Below are 23208 nucleotides of genomic sequence, written 5' to 3'. Positions count from 1 at the left end.
GTCCCCCCAGACAAGGAACACTTCATGCACGACCGCACCGCGCTCATCGAGATGCGCATCGACCGCTTCATCCGCGAGCGGCTCGCCCCCGCCGTCTACCGCACCCGCGAACCCCTCGACGTCTCGGCCTGGGAGGCCCCGGGCGAGCCCGTGACCTTCGCCGAGGCCCGGGATGCCGAATACCGTCCCTTCGCCGTCGGCACGCCGTGGGGCCGGGCGTGGGGGACCACCTGGTTCGCCGTCTCGGGTCGGATCCCGACCGACTGGCGCGACGCCGCGGGCGACCTGCCCGAGGGCACGGTGGCCGAGCTGGTCATCGACCTCGGCTTCACCGCCGGCCAGAGCGGCTTCCAGTGCGAGGCCCTCGTCTGGAACCGTGACGGGGCGCCGATCAAGGGCGTCTCGCCGTTCAACAACGCCACCCCGGCGGCCCTCGACGCCGACGGCCGCGTCGACGTGCTCGTCGAGGCCGCGTCGAACCCCGACGTGGGGAGCCTCTTCACCTTCGAGCCCACGCACCTGGGCGACCTCGCCACCGCGGGCGACGCTCCTCTCTATACGCTCCGCGACATGTCGATCGGTCTGCGCGACCTCGCCGTGTGGGAGCTGCTGCAGGACTTCCGTCTGCTGCAGGGCCTGCTCGCCGAGCTCGACGCGACTTCCGCGCGCCGCGCGACCCTGCTGCAGGGCATGGATGCCGCGATCGACGCGGTCGATCCCGACGACGTCGCGGGCACGGCCCCGGCCGCCCGCGAGGTGCTCGCTCCGCTGATGGCCGCGCCCGCGGCATCCAGTGCGCACGTGCTGCACGCCGTCGGCCACGCCCACATCGACTCGGCCTGGCTCTGGCCGGTGCGCGAGACCGCCCGCAAGGTCTCGCGCACGTTCAGCAACGTGCTCTCGCTCATGGACGAGGACCCCGAGTTCGTGTTCGCGAGCTCGTCGGCTCAGCAGTTCGCCTGGATGAAGGAGCACTACCCGGCCCTCTGGGAGCGGCTGAAGGCCCGCGTCGCCGAGGGGCGCTTCGTGCCCGTGGGCGGCATGTGGGTCGAGTCCGACACCAACATGGTGGGTGGCGAGGCCATGGCCCGTCAGTTCGTCGAGGGCAAGACGTTCTTCCTCGACGAGTTCGGCATCGACACCGAAGAGGTGTGGCTCCCCGACTCGTTCGGTTACAGCGGCGCGCTGCCGCAGATCATGAAGGCCGCGGGGGCCCGCTGGTTCCTCACGCAGAAGATCTCGTGGAACGAGACCAACCGCATCCCGCACCACACCTTCCGCTGGGAGGGCATCGACGGCTCGCGCATCTTCACCCACTTCCCGCCGGTCGACAAGTACAACTCCGAGGTGACCGCCGCCGACCTCGCGCACGCCGAGCGCAACTTCGCCGACAAGGGCCGCGCCCGCACCTCGCTGCTTCCTTACGGCTTCGGCGACGGCGGCGGCGGACCCACCCGCGAGATGACCGCGACGATCGCCCGCACGCACTCGCTCGAGGGTGCGCCGATCGTGAAGCACTCCACCCCGCGGGAGTTCTTCGAGACGGCCGAGGCCGAGTACGCCGACCCGGCCGTCTGGGCGGGGGAGCTGTACCTCGAGTTCCACCGCGGCACCTACACCAGCCAGCTCCGCACCAAGCAGGGCAACCGTCGCAGCGAGCACCTGCTGCGCGAGGCGGAGCTGTGGGCGGCGACCGCGACCGTGCGCACGGGAGCCGCCTACCCGGCCGAGACGTTCCAGCGGCTGTGGCGTCTGGTGCTGCTGCAGCAGTTCCACGACATCCTGCCCGGCACCTCGATCGCCTGGGTGCACCGCGACGCCGAGCGCAACTACGACGCGATCGCCGCCGAGCTCGAACAGGTCATCGCCGACAGCCTCCGCGCCCTCGTGGGCACCGGCGACCGCGCGGTCGTGGCCAACGCCGCCCCGCACCGTCGCGCCGGCGCCCCCGCGCTCGCGATCGCCCCCGTCACGCCCGCGGGCGACGTCGCCCCGCGCGCCGCGGGCGAGGCGTTCGTGCTCGACAACGGCATCGTGCGCGCCGAGATCGACGGCCGGGGCCTGATCGTCTCGCTCGTGGATCTGGCATCCGGCCGTGAGGTCGTCCCGGCGGGGCAGGTGGCGGGACTGTTCGAGGTGTTCCGTGACACGCCCACCCAGTGGGACGCGTGGGACATCGACGAGACGTACCGCCGACACGTCACGCCCCTCGACGCGGCCGACAGCGTACGCATCGAGGGCGACGCCCTCGTCGTCGAGCGATCCTTCGGCGAATCGACTCTCGTCACGCGCATCGCGCTCGGCGAGGGGGCGCGCACCGTGCGTCTGTCGCTCGACGTCGACTGGCACGAGCAGCAGAAGCTGCTCAAGCTCGGCGTCCCCGTCGACGTGCACACCGACCGCGCGGCATCCGAGATCCAGTTCGGGCACATCGTGCGCCCGACCCACACGAACACGTCGTGGGATGCCGCGCGTTTCGAGACCGCCGCGCACCGCTGGGTGCGTGTCGCCGAGCCCGGCTTCGGCGTCGCGGTGACGAACGACTCCACGTACGGCCACGACATCACGCGGCACGAGCGGGCGGCGGGCGGCACGTACTCGCTGGTGCGCCTGTCGATCATCCGCTCGGCGGTCTTCCCCGACCCGGGTCAGGACCAGGGCGCGCATCACCTCGAGGTGGGTATCGTCATCGGCGCCGACGTGGTCGACGCGGTGGCCGAGGGCTACCGCACCAACCTGCCGGCCCGCGTCGTGGCCGACGCGGCCGAGGAGTCGGTCGCCCCGCTCGTCGCGATCGACGAGCCCGGCGTGGTCGTCGAGGCGGTCAAGCTCGCGCAGGACGGCTCGGGAGACGTGATCGTCCGCCTGTACGAGGCCCTCGGGCAGCGCTCGCACGCGCGGCTCGAGGCGGGGTTCGAGGTCGACGGCGTCATCGAGACCGATCTGCTCGAACGCGAGACCGACGCCGTCGCGGTGGCGAACGTCGCGGGCGGCGCGGTCGAGCTCGACCTGCGCCCCTTCCAGCTGGTGACGCTGCGGCTGAAGCGCTGACGACGGGCGCCGTCGGGCGCGAGAGAGACGCGGTGCGGCCGGGGTGCGAGATGCCCCCGGCCGCATCGTTCGTTTCGCGGGTGCCCTGCCGGGGCGGTGGGGGTGACCACGAGCGCCCGTTCCGGTCGGGTAAGCTGTACACGGCTCTCCGCGTGGCGGTATCCCGGCCAACTCCCCCAGGACGGAAACGTAGCAAGGGTAACCAGGCTCTACCGGGTGCGCGGAGGGTCTTTTCTTTTGCCCCGACGTCCGCGTGACGTCTCGTCTCAAGCCCGGGCGAAGGGCCCGTCGAGCACCGCCCACTGCAGCAGCAGGATGGTCTTGGCATCCTGGATCGCACCGTCGCGGATCATCGACAGGGCGTGATCGATGTCGTACTCGAAAATCTCGATCTCTTCGCCCTCCTCGATCAGACCCCCGTGTGCGCCGACTCCGCTCGCGCCGTCGTAGGGGGCGGCGAAGAAGTGCAGGCGCTCGGTGACGGAGCCGGGGCTCATGTAGACGTCGAACACGTGCTGCACCTCGGCGACCCGCACCCCGGTCTCTTCCTCAGCCTCGCGCCGGATCGCGGTGACGGGGTCGTCGTCGTCGAGGAGCCCCGCCGCGGTCTCGATCAGCATCCCGTCGGGGTGGTCGTTGACGTACACGGGGTAGCGGAACTGCCGGGTGAGCAGCACCGTGCGCCGTGAGGGGTCGAACAGCAGGATCGTCGCCCCGTTTCCGCGGTCGTAGGTCTCTCGCGTCTGGGTGGACCACTCGCCGCGGTCGTCGCGGTAGCGGAAGGTCGTCGCGCGCAGCACGTGCCACCCGGCGGCGAGGAGCTCCACGTCGGTGACCTGCACGCGGGGGTTGCGGTCGAGGTCGCGTCCGGTGAGGTGCAGGCCCGTGCGGCCGCGGTGGTCGGGGGCGGTGGTGCCGGGGTGTGCGGGGGAGAGATCAGCCATGATTCGGAACGATAATGCAGAAACGTGAAAGAATGCGAAGCGTGTTGCTCCCCGCCGCTCGCAGAGACGCCCTGCTCGACCGCCTGCGCCGGGACGGTCGCCTCGTCGTGAAAGACGTCGCGCTCGACCTCGGCCTCTCCGAGGACAGCATCCGTCGCGACCTCCGCGAACTGGATGCCGCGGGCCTCGCCGTGCGCGTCTACGGCGGTGCCCTTCCGGCTTCGCCGGCAGTCGCCGACTACGACACCCGCGCCCGTGTCGCCCGAGACAGCAAGACGCGCGTGGCCGAGGCCGCGGTGGCCCTGATCGAACCCGGCGCCACCGTGCTGCTCGACGGCGGCACGACGACGCTCGCGCTCGTCGACGCGCTGCCCCGCACGTTCGCTGGCACGCTCATCACGCACTCGCCCACGATCGCGGCGGCGCTGCTGCACCACGACGCCGAGGTCGTCATGCTCGGCGGGCGCCTCTTCAAACATTCCGCCGTGGCGTGCGGGGCTGCGGCCGCGGAGTCCGCCCGGGGGATCAGCGCCGACGTGTTCTTCCTCGGCGTCACGGGCGTCCACCCCTCGGCGGGATTCACCACCGGCGACGCCGACGAGGCGGCGATGAAACGCGTGCTCGCCGAGCGGGCCGCCGAGACGTTCGTGCTCGCGAGCGAAGAGAAGCTCGGCGCGGCCTCGCGATTCGGCATCCTCCCCCTCGACGCGGTGGCGGGAGTGGTCGCCGATCTCGATGGCGACGCGGTCCTCGCCGACGAGCTGACCCGGGCGGGCGCGCGGCTGATCGGCACGGGGGCGCGCCGCGAGACCTGAGCGGGCGAATCCCGATCACTCGACGCCGAAGCAACCCCGGTGCGATGTCCCCGGGCCGCAATAGGCTGGCTGCGTGACGCAGAGCATCTACATCACGTCCGCCGAGGGGCACTCGGGCAAATCCTCCGTCGCGCTCGGAGTGCTCGACGCACTCAGCCGCGTCACTCCGCGCGCGGGGGTGTTCCGGCCCATCGCGCGATCCACCGCCGAGCGCGACTACGTGCTCGAGATGCTGCTCGACCACGACAGCGTCGACCTGGCGTACGACGACTGCGTCGGCGTCACCTACGACGACGTGCGCGACGACGCCGACGCCGCGCTCGCCCGCATCGTCGAGCGCTACAAGGCCGTCGAGGCCCAGTGCGACGCCGTCGTCATCATCGGCAGCGACTACACCGACGTCGGCAGCCCCGCCGAGCTCGCCTACAACGCGCGTATCGCCGCCAACCTCGGCGCACCGGTGCTGCTGGTTCTCGGCGGTCGCGCGCAGCAGGGCCACAGCGAGACCCTGGGCCTGTCGGTCGCGCGCACCCCTCAAGAGGTCGGGCAGATCGCCTCGCTGGCGATCTCCGAACTGCAGCACGAGCGCGCCGCCCTGTTCGCGGTCATCGCGAATCGCGCCGACGCCGACCGGCTCGACGAGGTCGTGGCATCCGTCCGCCAGGTCGTCGACGCAGCGCACGTGGCAGACACCGCCGAGCGGCGCCGCGTGCCGGTCTGGGCCCTGCCCGAAGACCGCTTCCTCATCGCCCCGTCGGTGCGGGGCGTGCTGCGCTCGGTCGAGGGCGAGCTGATCAAGGGCGATCCGGCCCTGCTCACCCGCGAGGTGCTGGGTGTCGTCGTCGCCGGCATGTCGATGGTCAACGTGCTGCCCCGGCTGAAAGAGTCCGCGGTCGTCGTGATCCCCGCCGACCGCTCCGAAGTGCTGCTCGCCGCCCTGCTCGCCAACGCGTCGGGCACCTTCCCCTCCCTCGCCGGCATCGTGCTCAACGGCGGGTTCGAGCTGCCCGACGCGATCGTTCGTCTCATCGACGGTCTCGGCTCGCCGCTGCCGATCATCGCCACCGACCTCGGTACGTACGACACGGCCGTGCGCATCATGAACACCCGCGGGCGCCTGGCCGCCGACTCGCAGCACCGGTACGACACGGCGCTGGCGCTGTTCGAGCGTCACGTCGACACCGAGCTGCTCACGAGCGAGCTCGGCGTCGCGCGCCCGAGCGTCGTCACCCCGCTCATGTTCGAGTACGGCCTGGTCGACCGCGCGCGCACCGACCGCCGCCGCATCGTGCTGCCCGAGGGCACCGACGATCGCGTGCTCCGCGCCGCCGCCACCGTGCTCGCGCGCGGCATCGCCGATCTCACCATCCTCGGTGAACCCATCGAGGTGCGCGGGCGGGCCATCGAGCTCGGCATCGACATCCGCGACGCCGAGGTGCTCAGCCCCTTCGACGCGGTGCACGTCGAGAAATTCGCCACCGAGTACGCACGGCTCCGCGCGCACAAGGGCGTCACCCACGCGCAGGCCGCCGACACCGTCACCGACGTGTCGTACTTCGGCACGCTGATGGTGCACCTGGGCCTGGCCGACGGCATGGTCTCGGGTGCCGCGCACACGACCGCTCACACGATCCGCCCCGCGTTCGAGATCATCAAGACCGCCCCCGGCGTCTCGGTCGTCTCGAGCGTGTTCCTCATGGCGCTCGCCGACCGCGTGCTCGTCTACGGCGACTGCGCCGTCATCCCCGATCCCACCAGCGAGCAGCTCGCCGACATCGCCGTGTCGTCGGCCGCGACCGCCGAGCAGTTCGGCATCGAGCCGCGCGTGGCGATGCTGTCGTACTCGACCGGCGAGTCGGGCACCGGCGCCGACGTCGAGAAGGTGCGCACCGCCACGGCCCTCGTGCGCGAGCGAGCCCCCGAGCTTCTCGTCGAGGGCCCGATCCAGTACGACGCCGCCGCCGACGCCGCCGTCGCCCAGGCCAAGATGCCCGGATCCGAGGTCGCGGGCCGCGCGACCGTGTTCGTCTTCCCCGATCTGAACACCGGCAACAACACCTACAAGGCCGTGCAGCGCTCGGCCGGAGCCGTTGCGATCGGCCCCGTGCTGCAGGGTCTCAACAAGCCCATCAACGACCTGTCGCGCGGCGCCCTCGTCGACGACATCGTCAACACGATCGCCATCACCGCGATCCAGGCCCAGGGGAGCCCCGCGTGAGTGTCGTACTGGTCGTCAACAGCGGTTCGTCGTCGTTCAAGTACCAGTTGCTCGACATGGAGCACGAGCAGGTGCTCGCCTCGGGACTGGTGGAGCGCATCGGCGAGCCTCCGACGGGTCCGGGGACCGGCGGAGTCGCCCAGCACACCGTGAAGGCGGCGGCCCTGGCCGCCGTCGACGGCCCCGCCCCCGCGGTGACCGACGCCACCTTCACCATCGAGCGCGAGATCCCCGACCACACGGCGGGCTTCGCCGTCATGCTCGAGGCGTTCGCGGCGCACGGACCCTCGCTCACGCAGCGCCCGCCCGTCGCCGTCGGCCACCGGGTGGTGCACGGGGGCGCGCGCTTCTTCGAGCCGACGGTCATCACGCCCCTCGTCGAGATCAACATCGATGAGCTCTCGGTGCTCGCGCCCCTGCACAACCCCGCCAATCTCGCGGGCATCGTGGCGGCCAAGAAGGCCTTCCCCGATGTGCCGCACGTCGCCGTCTTCGACACCGCGTTCCACCAGTCGCTGGCGCCCGAGGCGTACACCTACGCCATCGACCGCGAGGTCGCCGAGGCCCACCGCATCCGCCGCTACGGGTTCCACGGCACGAGCCACAAGTTCGTCAGCGAGTCGGCGGCGGCCTTCCTCGGCCGCCCGCTCGGTGAGCTCAAGCAGATCGTCTTCCACCTCGGCAACGGTGCGTCGGCCGCCGCGATCGAAGGCGGTCGCTCGGTCGACACCTCGATGGGCCTGACCCCCCTCGAGGGTCTGGTGATGGGCACGCGGTCGGGCGATCTCGATCCCGCGGTGCTGTTCCAGCTGGCCCGCCGTGCCGACATGTCGATCGCCGATCTCGACACCCTGCTCAACAAGCAGTCGGGGCTCAAGGGGCTCGCCGGCGTCAGCGACATGCGCGACATCGGCGAGCGACGGGATGCCGGTGACCCGGCCGCCCAGCTGGCCTTCGACGTCTACATCCACCGGCTCCGCGCGTACGCCGGTGCCTACCTGGCGCAGCTCGACGGCGTCGACGTCATCTCGTTCACCGCCGGGGTGGGCGAGAACTCCTTCCGCGTGCGCGAAGAGGCGATGGCCACCCTGGGCTTCGCCGGCGTCGAGATCGACCCCGAGCGCAACGCGCGGCGCGAGCGCGGCATCCGTCGAATCTCCTCCGACGCCTCGCGCGTCGAGGTGCTCGTGGTTCCCACCGACGAAGAGCTCGAGATCGCCCGCCAGACCCTGTCGGTCACCTCCTGAGTCACCCCTCGCCGCTACGCTGATCACCGCGGCGCCAGGGGCGGCCGTTCGCCCTCTTCGCCGATTCGGAGCCCGCCATGACCGACACCTCCACGTTGCCCGATCTCACCGCCTACGACGCGGTGCTGTTCGACCTCGACGGAGTGCTCACGCCCACGGCCGAAGTGCACATGCGCGCGTGGAAAGAGATGTTCGACGAGCTGTTCGCCGTGTGGAAGATCGAGCCGGCGTACACCGATCGCGACTACTTCGAGTACGTAGACGGCAAGAAGCGCTACGACGGCGTCGCCAGTCTGCTGCGCAGCCGTGACGTCGAGGTGCCGTGGGGCGATCCGTCGGACGACCCGTCCGAAGACACCGTGTGCGGCGTCGGCAACCGCAAGAACGCCGTGTTCTCACGCATCCTCCGCGCGGAGGGCATTGCTCCCTACCCCGGCTCGGTCGCGCTGCTCGACGTGCTCGAGACCGCGGGCATCCCCGTTGCCGTCGTGTCGAGTTCGAAGAACGCGGTCGAGGTGCTCGAGGCCGCGGGCCTGCGCGAGAGGTTCCCCGTCGTCATGGACGGCATGGTCGCCGAGCGCGACCACCTGGCGTCCAAGCCGGCCCCCGACGTGTTCGCCGAGGCCGCGCGCATGCTCGGCGTCGACCCGGCCCGGTCGGTCGCCGTCGAAGACGCGCTCAGCGGCGTGCGCTCCGCCGTCGCGGCCGGATACACCGTCGTCGTGGGCGTCGATCGCGGCGTCGGAGCCGAGGACCTCGCCGCAGCAGGCGCCACGGTGGTCGTCGACGACCTCGCCGCGTTCGTAGACTGAGCCGTCGCCACCCGCGACGCCCCCACCGTCGTCCCCACGACGAACCCGAGCTCCACCCGCGCGAACGGCATGCCGCCCTCACGCGGAGACCCGAACCCGCCACCGGAAGGCATGCCCCGATGATCGATCGCGATCGCTTCCCCATCGACGAATGGCGCCTCGTCGAAACCGAGTTCTCGCTCGACGACGTCGGCGTCACCGAGACCCTCTTCGCCCTCGGCAACGGCTACCTGGGCCTGCGCGGCAACTCCATCGAGGGCCGCTTCGCCCTCGAGCAGGGGACCTTCATCAACGGGTTCCACGAGACGTTCCCGATCCGTCACGCCGAGCAGGCCTACGGCTTCGCCGAGGTCGGGCAGACGATCATCAACGCGCCGGATGCCAAGGTCATGCGCGTCTACGTCGACGACGAGCCGCTGTCGCTCGACGTCGCCGACGTGCGCGAGTACGAGCGCGTGCTCGACATGCGCCAGGGGATCCTGCGTCGAACCCTGCTCTGGGTCACCCCCTCGGGCAAGCACGTGCGCATCGAAGACGACCGTTTCGTGTCGTTCGACGAGAAGCACCTCGCGGTGCTGCGTCTCACGGTGACCGTGCTCGACGCCGACGCACCCGTCACCGTCAGCAGCCAGCTGCTGAACCGTCAGGACGGCGAGGGCATCTACGGCGGCTCGCCGATGGCATCCAAGCAGTCCGGTTTCGACCCGCGTAAGACCGAGAAGCTCAGCGACCGTGTGCTGCAGCCGCGCGAGTACTGGCAGGACGGCAACCGTTCCGCGCTCAGCTACGAGGTCACCGAGTCGAACATGACGCTGGCCGTCATCGCCGACCACCTGGTCGACACCGAGAACGACTACACCGCGCGTCAGCTCATCGAGCCCGACATCGCCAAGAACGTCTTCCGGGTGCACGCGCGCGCGGGGGTGCCCACCACGATCACCAAGCTGGTGAGCTACCACTCCTCACGCGGCGTGCCCACGGGGGAGCTGCTCGACCGGTGCCGCCGCACCCTCGACCGCGCGGTAGAGACCGGCATCGACAAGCTCATCGAGAAGCAGATCGCCTGGTACGCCGACTTCTGGGAGCGCTCCGACGTGCGGATCGGCGGTCACGGCGACCTGCAGCAGGCCACCCGCTGGTGCCTGTTCCAGCTCGCCCAGGCGGCGGCGCGCGCCGACGGCCAGGGAGTCCCCGCCAAGGGCGTGACCGGGTCGGGCTACAGCGGCCACTACTTCTGGGACACCGAGGTCTACGTGCTGCCGTTCCTGGCGTACACGTCGCCGCAGTGGGCCCGCAACGCCCTGCGCATGCGATACCTGATGCTTCCGGCTGCGCGCAAGCGCGCGCACCAGCTGAACGAGGCCGGGGCGCTGTTCCCGTGGCGCACGATCAACGGCGAGGAGGCCTCGGCGTACTACGCCGCCGGCACCGCGCAGTACCACATCAACGCCGACGTCGCCTTCGCGCTGGCGAAGTACGTGCGCGCGACGGGTGACGAGGAGTTCCTCGCCCGCGAGGGCGTGGACATCGCCGTCGACACGGCGCGGCTGTGGTCGACGCTGGGCTTCTGGCGCTCCAGCGACTCCGCCGAAGACGGTGAGCAGGACTCGTTCCACATCCACGGTGTGACGGGTCCCGACGAGTACACCACCGTCGTCAACGACAACCTCTTCACCAACGTCATGGCCCGCTTCAACCTGCGCTTCGCCGCGCGGACGGTGCGCGACCTCGCCGACAACAACCCCGACGCGTACGCCCACATGGCCGACCGCATGAACCTCGACCCCTCCGAGCCCGAGCGGTGGGAGCGCGCCGCCGAGGCGATGCACATCCCCTTCAGCCCGGCCCTCGGCATCCATCCGCAAGACGCCGTGTTCCTCGAGCGCGAGATCTGGGACCTCGAGAACACCCCGCCCGACCAGCGTCCCCTGCTGCTGCACTTCCACCCGCTGGTCATCTACCGCTACCAGGTGCTCAAGCAGGCCGATGTGGTGCTGGCGCTGTTCCTGCAGGGCAATCACTTCACGGATGCCGAGAAGCTCGCCGACTTCGAGTACTACGACCCGCTGACCACCGGTGACTCCACGCTGTCGGCGGTCGTGCAGTCGATCCTCGCCGCCGAGGTGGGGTACCAGGACCTGGCGCTGGAGTACTTCCGTCAGGCCGCGTTCGTCGACCTCGGCGACCTGCACCACAACGCCTCCGACGGTGTGCATGTGGCGTCGGCCGGTGGCGTGTGGACGGCGCTCGTCAGCGGCTTCGGCGGCATGCGCGACCACTTCGGACTGCTGACGTTCGACCCGCGCCTGCCCGCCGACTGGCCCGAGCTGTCGTACGTGCTGCACTGGCACGGCACTCGACTCAACGTCACCGTCACCGCCGATGCGCTCACGTTGCGCGCCGGGCACGAGGGCGACCCCGTCACCTTCGCCGTTCGCGGCGTCGACTACACCGTCGCGCCCGGCGCCACCGTGCGGGTGACCCTGCACGGACAGGGCCCGGTGCGCCCGGGACGCCCCTCGATCCGTCAGCTCGAGGGTTCGGTGCGCGAGGACGGCACGCTGCTGTCGGCCTCGGTGCCGATCGTCACGGCGACGATCCCGGTCCTGAACGACGACGACGCCCCCATCGCGGTCGGCCTCGACGGAGGTTTCTGACCCGCGCGCACGCGGCGGCTCCCTATGCGGGGGTCGCCGCGTGCGGCGTTTCCGGCGTGCCGGGTCTCCGGCCGTGAGGGGCGGGTGGTCGGGCCGCGAGGTGCGGGTGGCCGCGGATGAGCGGGAACATGCCCGCGCCCGTGAGGGGCGGAGGGTCGGGGACCGGGGGAGGACCTGGGTGCCCGTGGCATCCTCCGCTCGTCCCTCGTCCTCCCCTCGCCCCGCGTCGCTGCTCCTTCGCGCCCCGCGCGGTCGCTGTGCCTGCGCTCGCGGCGCGCTGTCGAGGTTTCGAACCCCGACGGACGAGGCCGCGGAGGCGATGTCGGAGGTACGCCGTAGGCTGTTCGGGTGACGACAGCCCTGTACCGCCGATACCGCCCGCAGGCGTTCGGCGAGATGATCGGGCAGTCCCAGGTGACCGACCCGCTCATGACCGCCCTGCGCAGCGACCGGGTCGGCCACGCCTACCTGTTCTCGGGTCCGCGCGGGTGCGGAAAGACCACCTCGGCCCGCATTCTCGCCCGCTGCCTCAACTGCGCGGCCGGTCCCACCGACACCCCGTGCGGCGTCTGCGACAGCTGCGTCGAGCTCGGTCGCGGCGGGGGAGGGTCGCTCGACGTCGTCGAGATCGACGCGGCCAGCCACAACGGTGTCGACGACGCGCGCGACCTGCGCGAACGCGCCATCTTCGCGCCGGCCCGCGATCGCTTCAAGATCTTCATCCTCGACGAGGCCCACATGGTCACGCAGCAGGGCTTCAACGCTCTGCTCAAGCTCGTCGAAGAACCCCCCGCGCACGTGAAGTTCATCTTCGCCACCACCGAGCCCGAGAAGGTCCTCGGGACCATCCGCTCGCGCACGCACCACTACCCGTTCCGGCTCGTTCCGCCGGCGGCCATGCTCGAGTACGTCCAAGAACTCTGCGAGACCGAGGGCGTCGCCGTCGAGGCCGGAGTCCTGCCTCTCGTCGTCCGAGCCGGCGGGGGATCCCCGCGTGACACGCTCTCGCTGCTCGATCAGCTCATCGCGGGGTCCGACCCCTCGACGGGGTCCGAGACCGCGCAGGCCGGACAAGTGCTCGTGCGGTACGAACGCGCCGTCGCCCTGCTGGGGTACACCCACTCAGAGCTGCTCGACGAGGTCGTCGACGCGTTCGCCGCGAACGACGGCGCCGGCGCCTTCGCCTCCATCGACCGCGTCGTGCAGACCGGCCAAGACCCCCGGCGCTTCGTCGACGATCTGCTCGAGCGCCTTCGCGATCTGATCATCGTCGCCGCCACCGGGGCCGGAGCCGCGGCCGTCCTGCGCGGCGTCCCCGATGACGAGCTCGAGCGCATGTCGCGTCAGGCCACCGCTTTCGGTACCGCGCGTCTGTCGCGCACGGCCGACCTCGTCGTCGCCGCCCTCGACGAGATGACGGGGGCCACGTCACCGCGTCTGCAGCTCGAGCTGTTGGTCGCGCGCGTGCTCACCCACGCCGGGGTGTCGCAGGGGACGTCTCCCGCCACCGCGCACGACGTCGAAGCCTCGCGCACCTCCGCACCGGCGACGGGGCGTCCCGCCTCGCCGGCGGGCGAGATCGCCGCGCCGGCTGCTTCCCAGTCGCCTGCCGCTCAATCGCCTGCCGCTCCGCGCGTTGCGTCGCCGGGTGCGGCGTCGCCCCGCGTCGCTTCTCCGGGCGCATCCGCGCCGGGGGTCGCGAACCCCGGCACCGCCTCGTCGGGAGCCGTCGCAGCTCCCACGCGCGTCACCGCGCCGGTGGCCGCACCGGGCATCGCGTCACCCGGCATCGCCTCGCCGAACGTCGCGTCGCCGGGCATCGCGTCGCCGGGCATCGCCTCACCCAGCGTCGCGTCGTCGGGAGTCGCATCGCCGACGGTCGCCGCGCCCGGATCCGCGGCACCCGCCGTCGCGTCGCCGGGGGCCGCGCAGCCGCCGCGTTCCACCCCGACCCCGGCGCCCGCGTCGAACACGTCCGACGATGACGCGCCGCCGCCGTTCACCGACGACGATGCTCCTCCGCCCTACGGCGACGACGACGGTGCGCCGGTCGACACCGGGTCGTTCCGGTCCGGTGCTCGTTCGGGAGCAGGTCGCCCGACGGCTTCGGCTTCGAGCACGGCCCCCGCGGCCGAAACCGAGGAGCCGGTGACGTCCCGTCCGACGGCGGCCGCCAGCTCGCCGCCCGCGGCGGCGTCCGACACCATGTCACCTTCGTCCGCCGGGTCGCGCCCCGCGCCGGCCGAAGAGGCGCACCCGTTCGACACGGCGCCGACTGCCGCCGATGACGCGTCCGACGTCGACGCGTTCCCGGCCGCCCCCACCGACACCGGTTCGGCCGACGCGGCGGATGCTCCCGCGGTGGATGCTCTCGCGGCGGATGCTCCTGCGGCGGATGCTCCCGCGACGGAAGCCCCCGCGACGGATGCTCCCGCGACCGAAGCCCCTACGGCGGAACCTCCCGCGCAGACGGAACCTGCAACGGATGCCCTCACGGCGGACGCCCCGGACGCCTCGGCGGCCCCCGAGGCATCGCCGCTCGAACCGTCGGCCCCCACCCTGCCGGCCACGCCCGTCGGGCCGATCGAGCTGGGCCACGTGCGTGACGCGTGGCCCGAAGTGCTCGGCCAGCTCGAGGTGGCGAGCCGCTCGTCGTGGCTGGTGGTCTCGACGTCGACCGTCGCCGCCTTCGACGACGATGTGCTCACGCTGTCGTTCCGCACGGCGAGCGACCTGGGCGCCTTCAAGACGCGAACCCCCGAGGGAGGCCCGAGCGAAGACCTCCGCCAGGCCATCCAGGCCGTGCTGGGCGTGCGGGTGAAGTACCTCGCCCGTCTCGAGGGCGACGCGCCCGGAGCCGGTGGTACGGGTCCGGGACGCCCCGGAGGACCCTCCCTTGGCCCTGCGAGCCCTCCGCCCCCGTCGGCGAGCCCGTCGGGCGCGCGGTCGTCGGCGCCGTACGCGTCATCGGTCACCGAGTGGGCCGTCGCTCCCATCCCCACGTCCGGTGGTGCCGCCCCCGAGGCGCGGCGTGCGCCGATCGCCCCGACCACGGCTCTCGCCGTCGACGACGAACCGGCCGACGCGGCGGGCTCGGCTGAGGCGGTCGTCGTTCGCGAGGGTGCCGTCCTTCCCCCGCGCGATGTCGTGGCCTCCGTTCCGGCCCCCGACGAGGTCGACGACGACGACGTCATCCCGCCCGCCGACGAGGTCGAGGCGCCACTGCCGCCCGTCGTCGTGCCGCGCATGGCACCGCTCGGTGGTGGCGTCCAGCGCTACGGCGAGGCGGTCGTCCGCCAGATGCTCAGCGCCACCTACGTGCGCGACGAGCCCTACGAGCCCCCGACGAGGTTCAACTGATGTACGACGGAATCGTTCAAGACCTGATCGACGAGTTCGGACGCCTGCCCGGCATCGGGCCCAAGTCGGCCCAGCGCATCGCGTTCCACATCCTGCAGTCGCCCTCGTTCGACGTGTCGCGACTGTCGACGCTGCTCGGTGAAATCCGTGACAAGGTCAAGTTCTGCGAGATCTGCGGCAACGTCTCCGAACAGGACCGCTGCTCAATCTGTCGCGACCCGCGGCGCAACCCGGCGCTGATCTGCGTCGTCGAAGACGCCAAGGACGTCTCCGCGATCGAGCGCACCCGTGAGTTCCGTGGTTTGTACCATGTGCTCGGGGGCGCGATCAGCCCGATCGCCGGCATCGGTCCCGACGACCTGCGCGTCACGCAGCTCATGCAGCGTCTCGCCGACGGAACGGTGCAAGAGGTCATCCTCGCCACCAACCCCAACCTCGAGGGCGAAGCCACCGCCACGTACCTCAGTCGGCTGCTGCACACCCTCGAAATCCGCGTCACGCGTCTCGCCTCCGGCCTGCCCGTCGGCGGCGACCTCGAGTACGCCGACGAGGTCACCCTCGGTCGCGCCTTCGAGGGCCGCCGCACGCTCTGACCGCGGCCAGCCGCACGCTCTGACCGAGGGCCGCCGCACGCTCTGACTGCTGCCGCCCGACCCGCGCGACGCGGCGGCGCCTACCGCCGCGTCCGCGAACGCGCCCGCACGACACTCGACAACGTCGCCCGCAACGGCTGCCCCAGGTAGATGCCCAGCGAGGCCCCCACGGCCAGGGCGATACCGATCGTGGCCGCCCCGGCCAGGGTGGTGACGCCCGTCATGAGCACGGCCGGGTCGTCGCCCGACTCGACGATGCCGAGCAGTCCGCGAAAGACCGCGGCACCGGGGACGAGGGGCAGGATCGCCGCCGTCGTGATCGCCACCGAGGGCACGTGCAGGCGATAGGCGACCACGATCCCGATGAAGCTTCCGATAAAAGCGCCCAGCCCGCTGGCCGCCGCCACCTCGAACCCGAGGGTCGAGGCGCCCACGTACCCGGCCCAGGCCACCAGGCTGAGAGCTGCGCTGACGACGATGATGCGCGCGCCGGCGCCGTTGAAGACGGCCACGGCGATGGCGATGACCGCGGCGCCGATGAACTGCACGGTGACGGGGCCCAGCGGCAGGGCGTTCGACGGCGGCGACATCCCGAGTCCGATCACCCGCACGGTCTCGAGGCCCGCGAGGATGCCGAGCACCACGCCGAGCGTCTGCGTGGTGAGTTCGAGGATGCGCCCGGTCGCGGTCAGCGCGAATCCGTCGATGGCATCCTGGGCCGCGCCGACCACGGTGAGCCCGGCGAGCATGAGCACGATCCCGGATGCCACGATCACCGACGGGCGGATCGCCGCGGCGGCGTCGAGCCCGGTGTACTGCAGCAGCGGTGACAGCGCGGCGACGACGGTGAGCACGAAACCCCCGGCGATCTGCGCGAAGAAGTAGGGCACGCGCGCGCGGGCCATCAGGTGCTGGGTCGTGGCCGCCAGCGCGGCCGCGATGAACGACAGCACGAGGGCGAGCCAGTTCGCCCCGAACATGATGGCGACGCCGGCCGCGAGCGACGCCTGCGAGGCGATGACGATCGCGGGGCGGTACCGGAACGGCAGACGCCGGATGGCGCGGCACCGGCTGATGGCATCATCGAGCGCCAGCCCGCCCGTGATCTCGGTGATGAGTGCCTGCAGGCGCTGGAGCTTGGCGTGGTCGGGCACCGATCCGCGCACCACGCGCAGCAGCGTCGTCGGGCGGCTCGCCCCCGGCCGACTGTGCGCGATCGTGATCGAGTTGTAGGTGACGTCGACGTGCACCGGGTCGAGTCCGTACGCGCCGCAGACCCGCACGATCGTCAGCGTCACCTCGCTGGCGGGCGCCCCGACGACGAGCATGGTCTCGCCGATGCGGATCGCGAGGTCGAGGATGCGCGTCGACAGCGCCTCGTCGATGACGGGCAGCAGCTGCGTGTCGGGGCTCGCCTCGTCGTCGGTGTGCACGAGACGGCGAAGCGACGACAGCAGTCGACGCGAGGTGGGGGACAACCGCGGGCCTCCAGGAACACGAACCGGGCGGGAGGGCTCGATCCTATCCGCGCGGGGCTGGGTGCACGCATGACGGGGGCGGCATGCGGCCGCCCCTAGGATGGGTCCTCGGGCGCGGCATCCGAGCGCCCCGTCGTGGCATCCCGACGCCCGACCCATCCGGGAGTTCCTCTTATGGCGCTGATCGTCCAGAAGTACGGCGGTTCCTCCGTCGCCGATGCCGAGAGCATCAAGCGGGTCGCGAAACGCATCGTCGACACGCGTCGCGCCGGTCACGAGGTCGTCGTCGCCGTCAGCGCCATGGGCGACACGACCGACGAACTGCTCGATCTGGCGAACCAGGTCGCGCCGATCCCCGCCCCCCGCGAGCTCGACATGCTGCTCTCCAGCGGTGAGCGCATCTCGATGGCGCTGCTGGCGATGGCGATCCACTCGATGGGCTTCGAAGCGCGCTCCTTCACCGGCAGCCAGGCGGGCATGATCACGGATGCCACGCACGGCGCCGCCCGCATCGTCGACGTCACCCCCGTGCGCTTGCGCGAAGCCCTCGACGAGGGGGCGATCGTCATCGTCGCCGGTTTCCAGGGCTTCAACCGCGACACCCGCGACATCACCACCCTCGGCCGTGGCGGCTCCGACACGACCGCCGTCGCGCTCGCCGCCGCCCTGAAGGCCGACGTGTGCGAGATCTACAGCGACGTCGACGGCATCTTCACCGCCGACCCGCGCGTCGTGCCGCTGGCCCGCAAGCTCGACCGCGTGGGCAGCGAAGAGATGCTCGAGCTCGCCGCCAACGGCGCGAAGGTGCTCTACATCCGCGCCGTCGAGTACGCCCGCCGTCACGGCGTGCTGATCCACGCGAGGTCCACGTTCAGCGCGGGCGAGGGCACCTGGGTGCTCGACGCCTCCAAGAAGTCCCCGCTCGTCCCCGAGGGAGCCACCATGGAAGAGCCCATCGTCGCCGGCGTCGCCACCGACCTCAGCCAGGCCAAGATCACCGTGATCGGTGTTCCCGACGTCCCCGGCAAGGCCGCCGACATCTTCAAGATCGTCGCGAAGTCCGGCGCCAACGTCGACATGATCGTGCAGAACGTGTCGGCCGCCGCGACCGCTCGCACCGACATCTCGTTCACGCTTCCCAAGACCGACGCCGCGACCGCCCTGCGCGCCCTCGCCGGCGAGCAGTCCGAGGTCGGGTTCGAGAGCCTGGTGCACGACGACCAGATCGGCAAGCTCTCGGTCGTGGGCGCCGGCATGCGCACCCACTCGGGCGTCTCGGCGACCCTGTTCGAGGCGCTCAGCCTCGCGGGCGTGAACATCGAGATGATCTCGACCTCCGAGATCCGCATCTCGGTGGTCGTGCGCGGCGTCGACCTCGCCGAGGCCGCGCGCCTCGTGCACACCGCCTACGGCTTGGACGGCGAGGCCGAGGCCACCATCCACGCCGGCACCGGTCGCTGACACTCCCGTCCTTGCGTCGCGGGTGCGAAACTCCTGAGTTCCGCTGCGCCGCTCGCGCGCATCCGCGCAATACCGCCATCCACCGGCGCATCCAGGTCGACTTCTCCGGAGTTCGGCCTCCGGCAGCGACCTGTCCCGGCCCGCGCGCTAGCCTGACCCGAACGCCGCGTTCGCGGCATCCACTCCCGAACACCCGAGGACCTCGCATGACCCGCATCTCCGATTCCGGAATCTCCCTCGCCGTCGTCGGCGCCACCGGCCAGGTCGGCACCGTCATGCTCGAGATCCTCGCCGAGCGTGCGTTCCCGATCCGCGAGCTCCGTCTCTTCGCGACGGCCCGCTCCGCCGGCTCGTCCATCGAGTTCGCCGGTCACTCCGTGATCGTCGAAGACGTCGCCACGGCCGACCCCGCCGGTGTCGAGGTCGCGCTGTTCTCGGCCGGTGCCACCGGCAGCCGCGCGCACGCCCCGCGTTTCGCCGAGGCGGGCGCCCTGGTCATCGACAACTCCAGCGCCTGGCGCATGGATGCCGAGGTGCCCCTCGTCGTGAGCGAGGTCAACCCCCACGCCATCGACCAGGCCGTCAAGGGCATCGTCGCCAACCCGAACTGCACGACGATGGCCGCGATGCCCGTGCTGAAGGTGCTCGACACCGAGGCCGGCCTCGAGCGTCTCATCGTCAGCACCTACCAGGCCGTCAGCGGCTCCGGTCTCGCCGGAGCGCAGGAGCTGCTCGGTCAGGTCGAGGGCGTGCTCGCCCAGGGCGGCGTCGAGCGCCTCGTCCGCGACGGTTCGGCTCTCGACTTCCCGGCGCCCGAGAAGTACGTCGCGCCCATCGCCTTCGACGTCATCCCCTTCGCCGGCAACCTCGTCGACGACGGCCAGAACGAGACCGACGAAGAGAAGAAGCTCCGCAACGAGAGCCGCAAGATCCTCGAGCTCCCCGACCTCCGCGTCGCCGGCACGTGCGTGCGCGTTCCCGTGTTCACCGGTCACTCGCTCAGCATCAACGTCGAATTCGCCCGCGATCTCACCCCTGAGCGCGCGCGCGAACTGCTCGCCGAGGCCCCCGGCGTGCGCCTCGAAGAGGTCCCCACGCCGCTGCAGGCCGCCGGCACCGACCCCAGCTACGTCGGACGCATCCGCGCCGACCAGTCCGCCCCCGAGGGCAAGGGGCTCGTGCTGTTCATCAGCAACGACAACCTGCGCAAGGGCGCGGCGCTGAACGCGGTGCAGATCGCCGAGATCGTCGCGCAGAAGCTCTCCGCCACGGTCTGAGCCTCGGCATCCGGATGCCGTTACCCGGGGTTGTCTCGACATCGAACCGACCGATCTCTCGATGTCGAGACACCTCTCGGCGCGCACCTAGAATCGTCGGGTGACTGAAAACGTCGATGTTCTCCTCATCGGTGGCGGCATCATGTCCGCCACTCTCGGCACGCTGCTGAAAGACCTCCAGCCCGATCTGAAGATCGCTGTGCTGGAGCGCTTGAGCGACGTCGCGCAGGAGAGCTCCAACGCCTGGAACAACGCGGGCACCGGACACGCGGCGCTCTGCGAGCTGAACTACATGCCCGAGGGCAAGGACGGCTCGATGGACCCGGCCAAGGCCGTCGCCATCAACGAGCAGTTCCAGCAGAGCCGCCAGCTGTGGGCCTCGCTCGTCGCCGAAGGCGTGCTCGACGAGCCGTCGACGTTCATCAACGCCACCCCGCACATGACGTTCGTCCGCGGCGAGAAAGACGTCGCGTTCCTGCGCAAGCGCTACGAGGTGCTCAAGCTGCAGCCCCTGTTCGCGGGCATCGAGTACAGCGAGGACTCCCGCGTCATCAACCAGTGGGCTCCGTTGCTCATGCAGAAGCGTCGCAAGGGTGAGCCCTTCGCCGCCACGCGCGTCCCCGCCGGAACCGACGTCGACTTCGGCTCGCTCACGCGCCAGCTGTTCACGAACCTGCGCGAGAAGGGTGTCGACGTCGCCACGAACCACGACGTCAAGAAGCTCAAGAAGCAGAAGGACGGGTCGTGGCAGGTTTCGTACCGCCACGTCATCGGCGGTACGCCCGGATCGATCAACGCGAAGTTCGTCTTCGTGGGGGCCGGTGGCTGGGCGCTCAAGCTGTTGCAGCGTTCGGGCATCCCCGAGATCAAGGGCTACGGCGTCTTCCCGATCGGCGGACAGTGGCTGAAGACCTCCGACCCCGGCATCGTCGCCCAGCACCAGGCCAAGGTCTACTCGCAGGCGTCGGTCGGCGCGCCGCCCATGTCGGTGCCCCACCTCGACACCCGCGTCGTCGACGGGGAATCGGCTCTGCTGTTCGGCCCGTTCGCGACCTTCAGCCCCAAGTTCCTCAAGAACGGCTCGATGCTCGACATCGTCACGCAGGTGCGTCCGCACAACCTGCTGCCGATGCTCAAGGTGGCCGTCGACAACCCCGGTCTCATCAAGTACCTCGTGAGCGAGCTGGTGAAAACGCACGCGAAGAAGGTCGACAGCCTCCGCGAGTTCATGCCCACCGCGAAGGACGAGGACTGGGAGCTCCTCGACGCCGGTCAGCGCGCCCAGGTCATGAAGCGCGACAAGGACAAGGGTGGCGTGCTGCAGTTCGGCACCGAGGTCATCACCGCCGAAGACCGCTCGATCGCGGGACTGCTCGGCGCCTCGCCGGGAGCCTCGACCGCCGTGTCGATCATGCTGGGACTCATCAAGACGTGCTTCCCCGAGCGCATGGCCGAGTGGGAGCCGCGTCTGCGCACGCTGATCCCCAGCTACGGCGAGACGCTCAACACGCGTCCCGAGGCCGCCCGCACAGAGCTGGATGCCACGGCCCAGGCGCTCAAGATCAACGCCTGAGGTCGTCGTGGCGAAGCTGTACTTCCGCTACGGGGCGATGAATTCGGGCAAGTCGACGGCCCTGCTGCAGGCGGCGTACAACTACGAGGAGCGCGGCCAGCGCGTGCTTCTGGCCAAACCCGAGATCGACACCAAGGGTGCCGACCAGATCGACAGCCGGCTCGGTGTGAATCGCCCGGTCGACTTCCTGGTCGCTCCCGACGATGATCTCCGCGCCGTGTTCCAGAGCGCGGCGGGGCACGCCCCGGTGGCGTGCCTGCTGGTCGACGAGGCGCAGTTCTTCACCCCCGCGCAGGTCGACGACCTGTTGCGCATCGCGGTGCTCGACGGCATCCCGGTGCTCGCCTACGGCATCCGCACCGACTTCCGCACCGAGGCGTTCCCGGGGTCTGCGCGGCTCATGGAGATCGCCCACAGCCTCGAAGAGCTCAAGACCATCTGCCGATGCGGGCGCAAGGCGATCTTCAACGCGCGGCTGGTCGGCGGGCGGTTCGTGTTCGACGGCGATCAGGTCGCGATCGACGAGGGCCAGATCGCGGGCGAGGTCACCTACGAGTCGATGTGCGCCGTGTGCTACCTGCGCGAGTCGGGCGGGCGGCTCGACGGTCGCTGACCGGGCGCCCCGCTGCGAGGGCCGCGGGCGCCGGGCGATAGCCTGGGGTCATGCGCGTACTCCTGGCCGGCGGTGCCGGTTATATCGGAACCCACACGGCCGTAGCCCTTCTCGAAGCCGGGCACGACGTCGTCCTCCTCGACGATCTGTCGGGCACGCACGCCGTCGCCGCTGAGCGCGTCGAGCGCATCACCGGCAAGCCGGCGCCGCTCGTGGTGGGCGACGCCGCCGACGACGCCGTCGTGTCGACCGTCTTCGACGAGCACGGCCCGATCGACGCGATCATCCACCTGGCGGCGTTCAAGGCGGTGGGGGAATCCACGCAGAAGCCCCTGGAGTACTACTCCAACAACCTCGACACGACCTTCGCCCTGCTGCGCGCCGGTATCGCCCACGGCATCCGCTCGTTCGTGTTCTCGAGCACCGGCACGGTGTACTCCGACCCGGCCGACCTGCCGTTCACCGAGGAGTCCACCACGAGCGTCGACCTGTCGAACGCGTACAGCAAGTCCAAGCGCATGAACGAGGTCGTGCTCGCCGACGTGGCGCGCGTGAACCCCGAGCTCAACGTCACGGTGCTGCGCTACTTCAACCCCGTGGGGGCGCACCCGTCGGGCCTGATCGGCGAAGACCCCGCCGGCATCCCGAACAATCTCATGCCGTTCGTGTCGCGCGTCGCGATCGGAACGCTCGACGAGATCGGCGTCTTCGGCTCCGACTACGACACCCCCGACGGCACGGGCCTGCGCGACTACATCCACGTCGTCGACCTGGCCGAGGGGCACGTCGCCGCCCTCGAGCAGGCGCAGCCCGGTCACCAGGTGTTCAACCTCGGTACCGGTCGCCCCGTGAGCGTGCTCGAACTCGTCGCGTCGTTCGAGAAGGCGGTCGGCCACGATCTGCCGAAGAAGATGCTCGACCGTCGTCCCGGCGACGTCGCCGCGACGTACTGCGACCCGACGAAGGCCGCCGACGTCCTGGGGTGGCGCACGCGCTTCTCGATCGACGACGCCTGCCGCGACTACTGGAACTGGCAGACGACCAATCCGGCGGGCTACGCGAGCGCCGACGCCTCCTGAAGAGGGCACACGTAAGGTGGTGTGGTCCGG

Annotated in this window: 15 protein-coding genes and 1 other RNA gene; 14 read left to right on the top strand and 2 right to left on the bottom strand. The window is 70.8% G+C overall.

The window, feature by feature from the left end; genetic code table 11:
- The first annotated feature begins 24 nt into the window (after positions 1–24).
- Both ASG45_RS13280 and ffs read left to right on the top strand, forming a co-directional pair.
- Positions 25–3051, top strand: a complete 3027-nt coding sequence (locus ASG45_RS13280; protein ID WP_055838509.1) for an alpha-mannosidase — start codon at positions 25–27, stop codon at positions 3049–3051.
- Positions 3052–3190: 139 nt separating this feature from the next.
- An RNA gene (gene ffs / locus ASG45_RS15985) (signal recognition particle sRNA small type) lies at positions 3191–3287 on the top strand.
- Positions 3288–3317: 30 nt separating this feature from the next.
- On the opposite strand, the gene ASG45_RS13275 is transcribed toward ffs, so the two are convergent.
- A complete protein-coding gene (locus tag ASG45_RS13275) occupies positions 3318–3995 on the bottom strand; it encodes an NUDIX domain-containing protein (protein ID WP_055838504.1) in 678 nt (225 codons plus the stop codon).
- Positions 3996–4036: 41 nt separating this feature from the next.
- Between ASG45_RS13275 and ASG45_RS13270 the strand changes: the two genes are divergently transcribed.
- The 7 genes from ASG45_RS13270 to recR all read left to right on the top strand — a co-directional run bounded on the left by ASG45_RS13270 (position 4037) and on the right by recR (position 15697).
- Positions 4037–4810, top strand: a complete 774-nt coding sequence (locus ASG45_RS13270; protein ID WP_235561622.1) for a DeoR/GlpR family DNA-binding transcription regulator — start codon at positions 4037–4039, stop codon at positions 4808–4810.
- 73 nt (positions 4811–4883) lie between these two features.
- The gene (gene pta, locus ASG45_RS13265) at positions 4884–7028 is read left to right on the top strand and encodes a phosphate acetyltransferase (protein ID WP_055838501.1); all 2145 of its coding nucleotides are present in this window, start codon (positions 4884–4886) and stop codon (positions 7026–7028) included.
- Positions 7025–8275 (top strand): acetate/propionate family kinase, encoded by a 1251-nt coding sequence (locus ASG45_RS13260; RefSeq protein WP_055838497.1) that lies wholly within the window; start codon positions 7025–7027, stop codon positions 8273–8275. Before pta ends, ASG45_RS13260 begins: the two co-directional genes overlap by 4 nt.
- A 77-nt stretch (positions 8276–8352) precedes the next feature.
- A complete protein-coding gene (locus tag ASG45_RS13255; protein WP_055838494.1) occupies positions 8353–9087 on the top strand; it encodes an HAD family hydrolase in 735 nt (244 codons plus the stop codon).
- Between the two features lie 119 nt (positions 9088–9206).
- Entirely contained in the window at positions 9207–11744 is a 2538-nt protein-coding gene (locus ASG45_RS13250; protein ID WP_055838492.1) for a glycoside hydrolase family 65 protein, read from the top strand.
- A gap of 348 nt (positions 11745–12092) precedes the next feature.
- A complete protein-coding gene (locus ASG45_RS16750; protein WP_055838489.1) occupies positions 12093–15104 on the top strand; it encodes a DNA polymerase III subunit gamma and tau in 3012 nt (1003 codons plus the stop codon).
- Entirely contained in the window at positions 15104–15697 is a 594-nt protein-coding gene (gene recR, locus ASG45_RS13240) for a recombination mediator RecR (RefSeq protein WP_055838486.1), read from the top strand. Before ASG45_RS16750 ends, recR begins: the two co-directional genes overlap by 1 nt.
- A gap of 80 nt (positions 15698–15777) precedes the next feature.
- On the opposite strand, the gene ASG45_RS13235 is transcribed toward recR, so the two are convergent.
- Positions 15778–17175: a threonine/serine ThrE exporter family protein gene (locus ASG45_RS13235; protein WP_055838483.1), complete on the bottom strand. Its 1398-nt coding sequence runs from the start codon at positions 17173–17175 to the stop codon at positions 15778–15780.
- A gap of 174 nt (positions 17176–17349) precedes the next feature.
- On the opposite strand from ASG45_RS13235, the gene ASG45_RS13230 reads away from it, so the two are divergent.
- The 5 genes from ASG45_RS13230 (at position 17350) to galE (ending at position 23178) form a co-directional block, all read left to right on the top strand.
- Positions 17350–18636 carry an aspartate kinase gene (locus tag ASG45_RS13230; protein ID WP_055838480.1) on the top strand — a complete coding sequence of 429 codons (1287 nt, stop codon included), beginning with the start codon at positions 17350–17352 and terminating at the stop codon, positions 18634–18636.
- Between the two features lie 206 nt (positions 18637–18842).
- Complete coding sequence (locus ASG45_RS13225) at positions 18843–19913, top strand: aspartate-semialdehyde dehydrogenase (protein ID WP_055838477.1); 1071 nt, start codon at positions 18843–18845, stop codon at positions 19911–19913.
- A 100-nt stretch (positions 19914–20013) separates the two neighbouring features.
- Entirely contained in the window at positions 20014–21486 is a 1473-nt protein-coding gene (locus ASG45_RS13220; RefSeq protein WP_055838473.1) for a malate:quinone oxidoreductase, read from the top strand.
- Positions 21487–21493: 7 nt separating this feature from the next.
- On the top strand, positions 21494–22099 hold the full coding sequence (locus ASG45_RS13215; protein WP_055838470.1) for a thymidine kinase: 606 nt from the start codon (positions 21494–21496) through the stop codon (positions 22097–22099).
- A gap of 50 nt (positions 22100–22149) precedes the next feature.
- A complete protein-coding gene (galE, locus tag ASG45_RS13210; RefSeq protein WP_055838467.1) occupies positions 22150–23178 on the top strand; it encodes a UDP-glucose 4-epimerase GalE in 1029 nt (342 codons plus the stop codon).
- Positions 23179–23208: the final 30 nt, after the last annotated feature.

Origin of the sequence: Microbacterium sp. Leaf436 (assembly GCF_001424715.1) — a bacterium.
In the GTDB taxonomy this organism is placed as follows: Bacteria; Actinomycetota; Actinomycetes; order Actinomycetales; family Microbacteriaceae; genus Microbacterium.
This window is presented reverse-complemented; position numbering and strand designations above follow the sequence as displayed.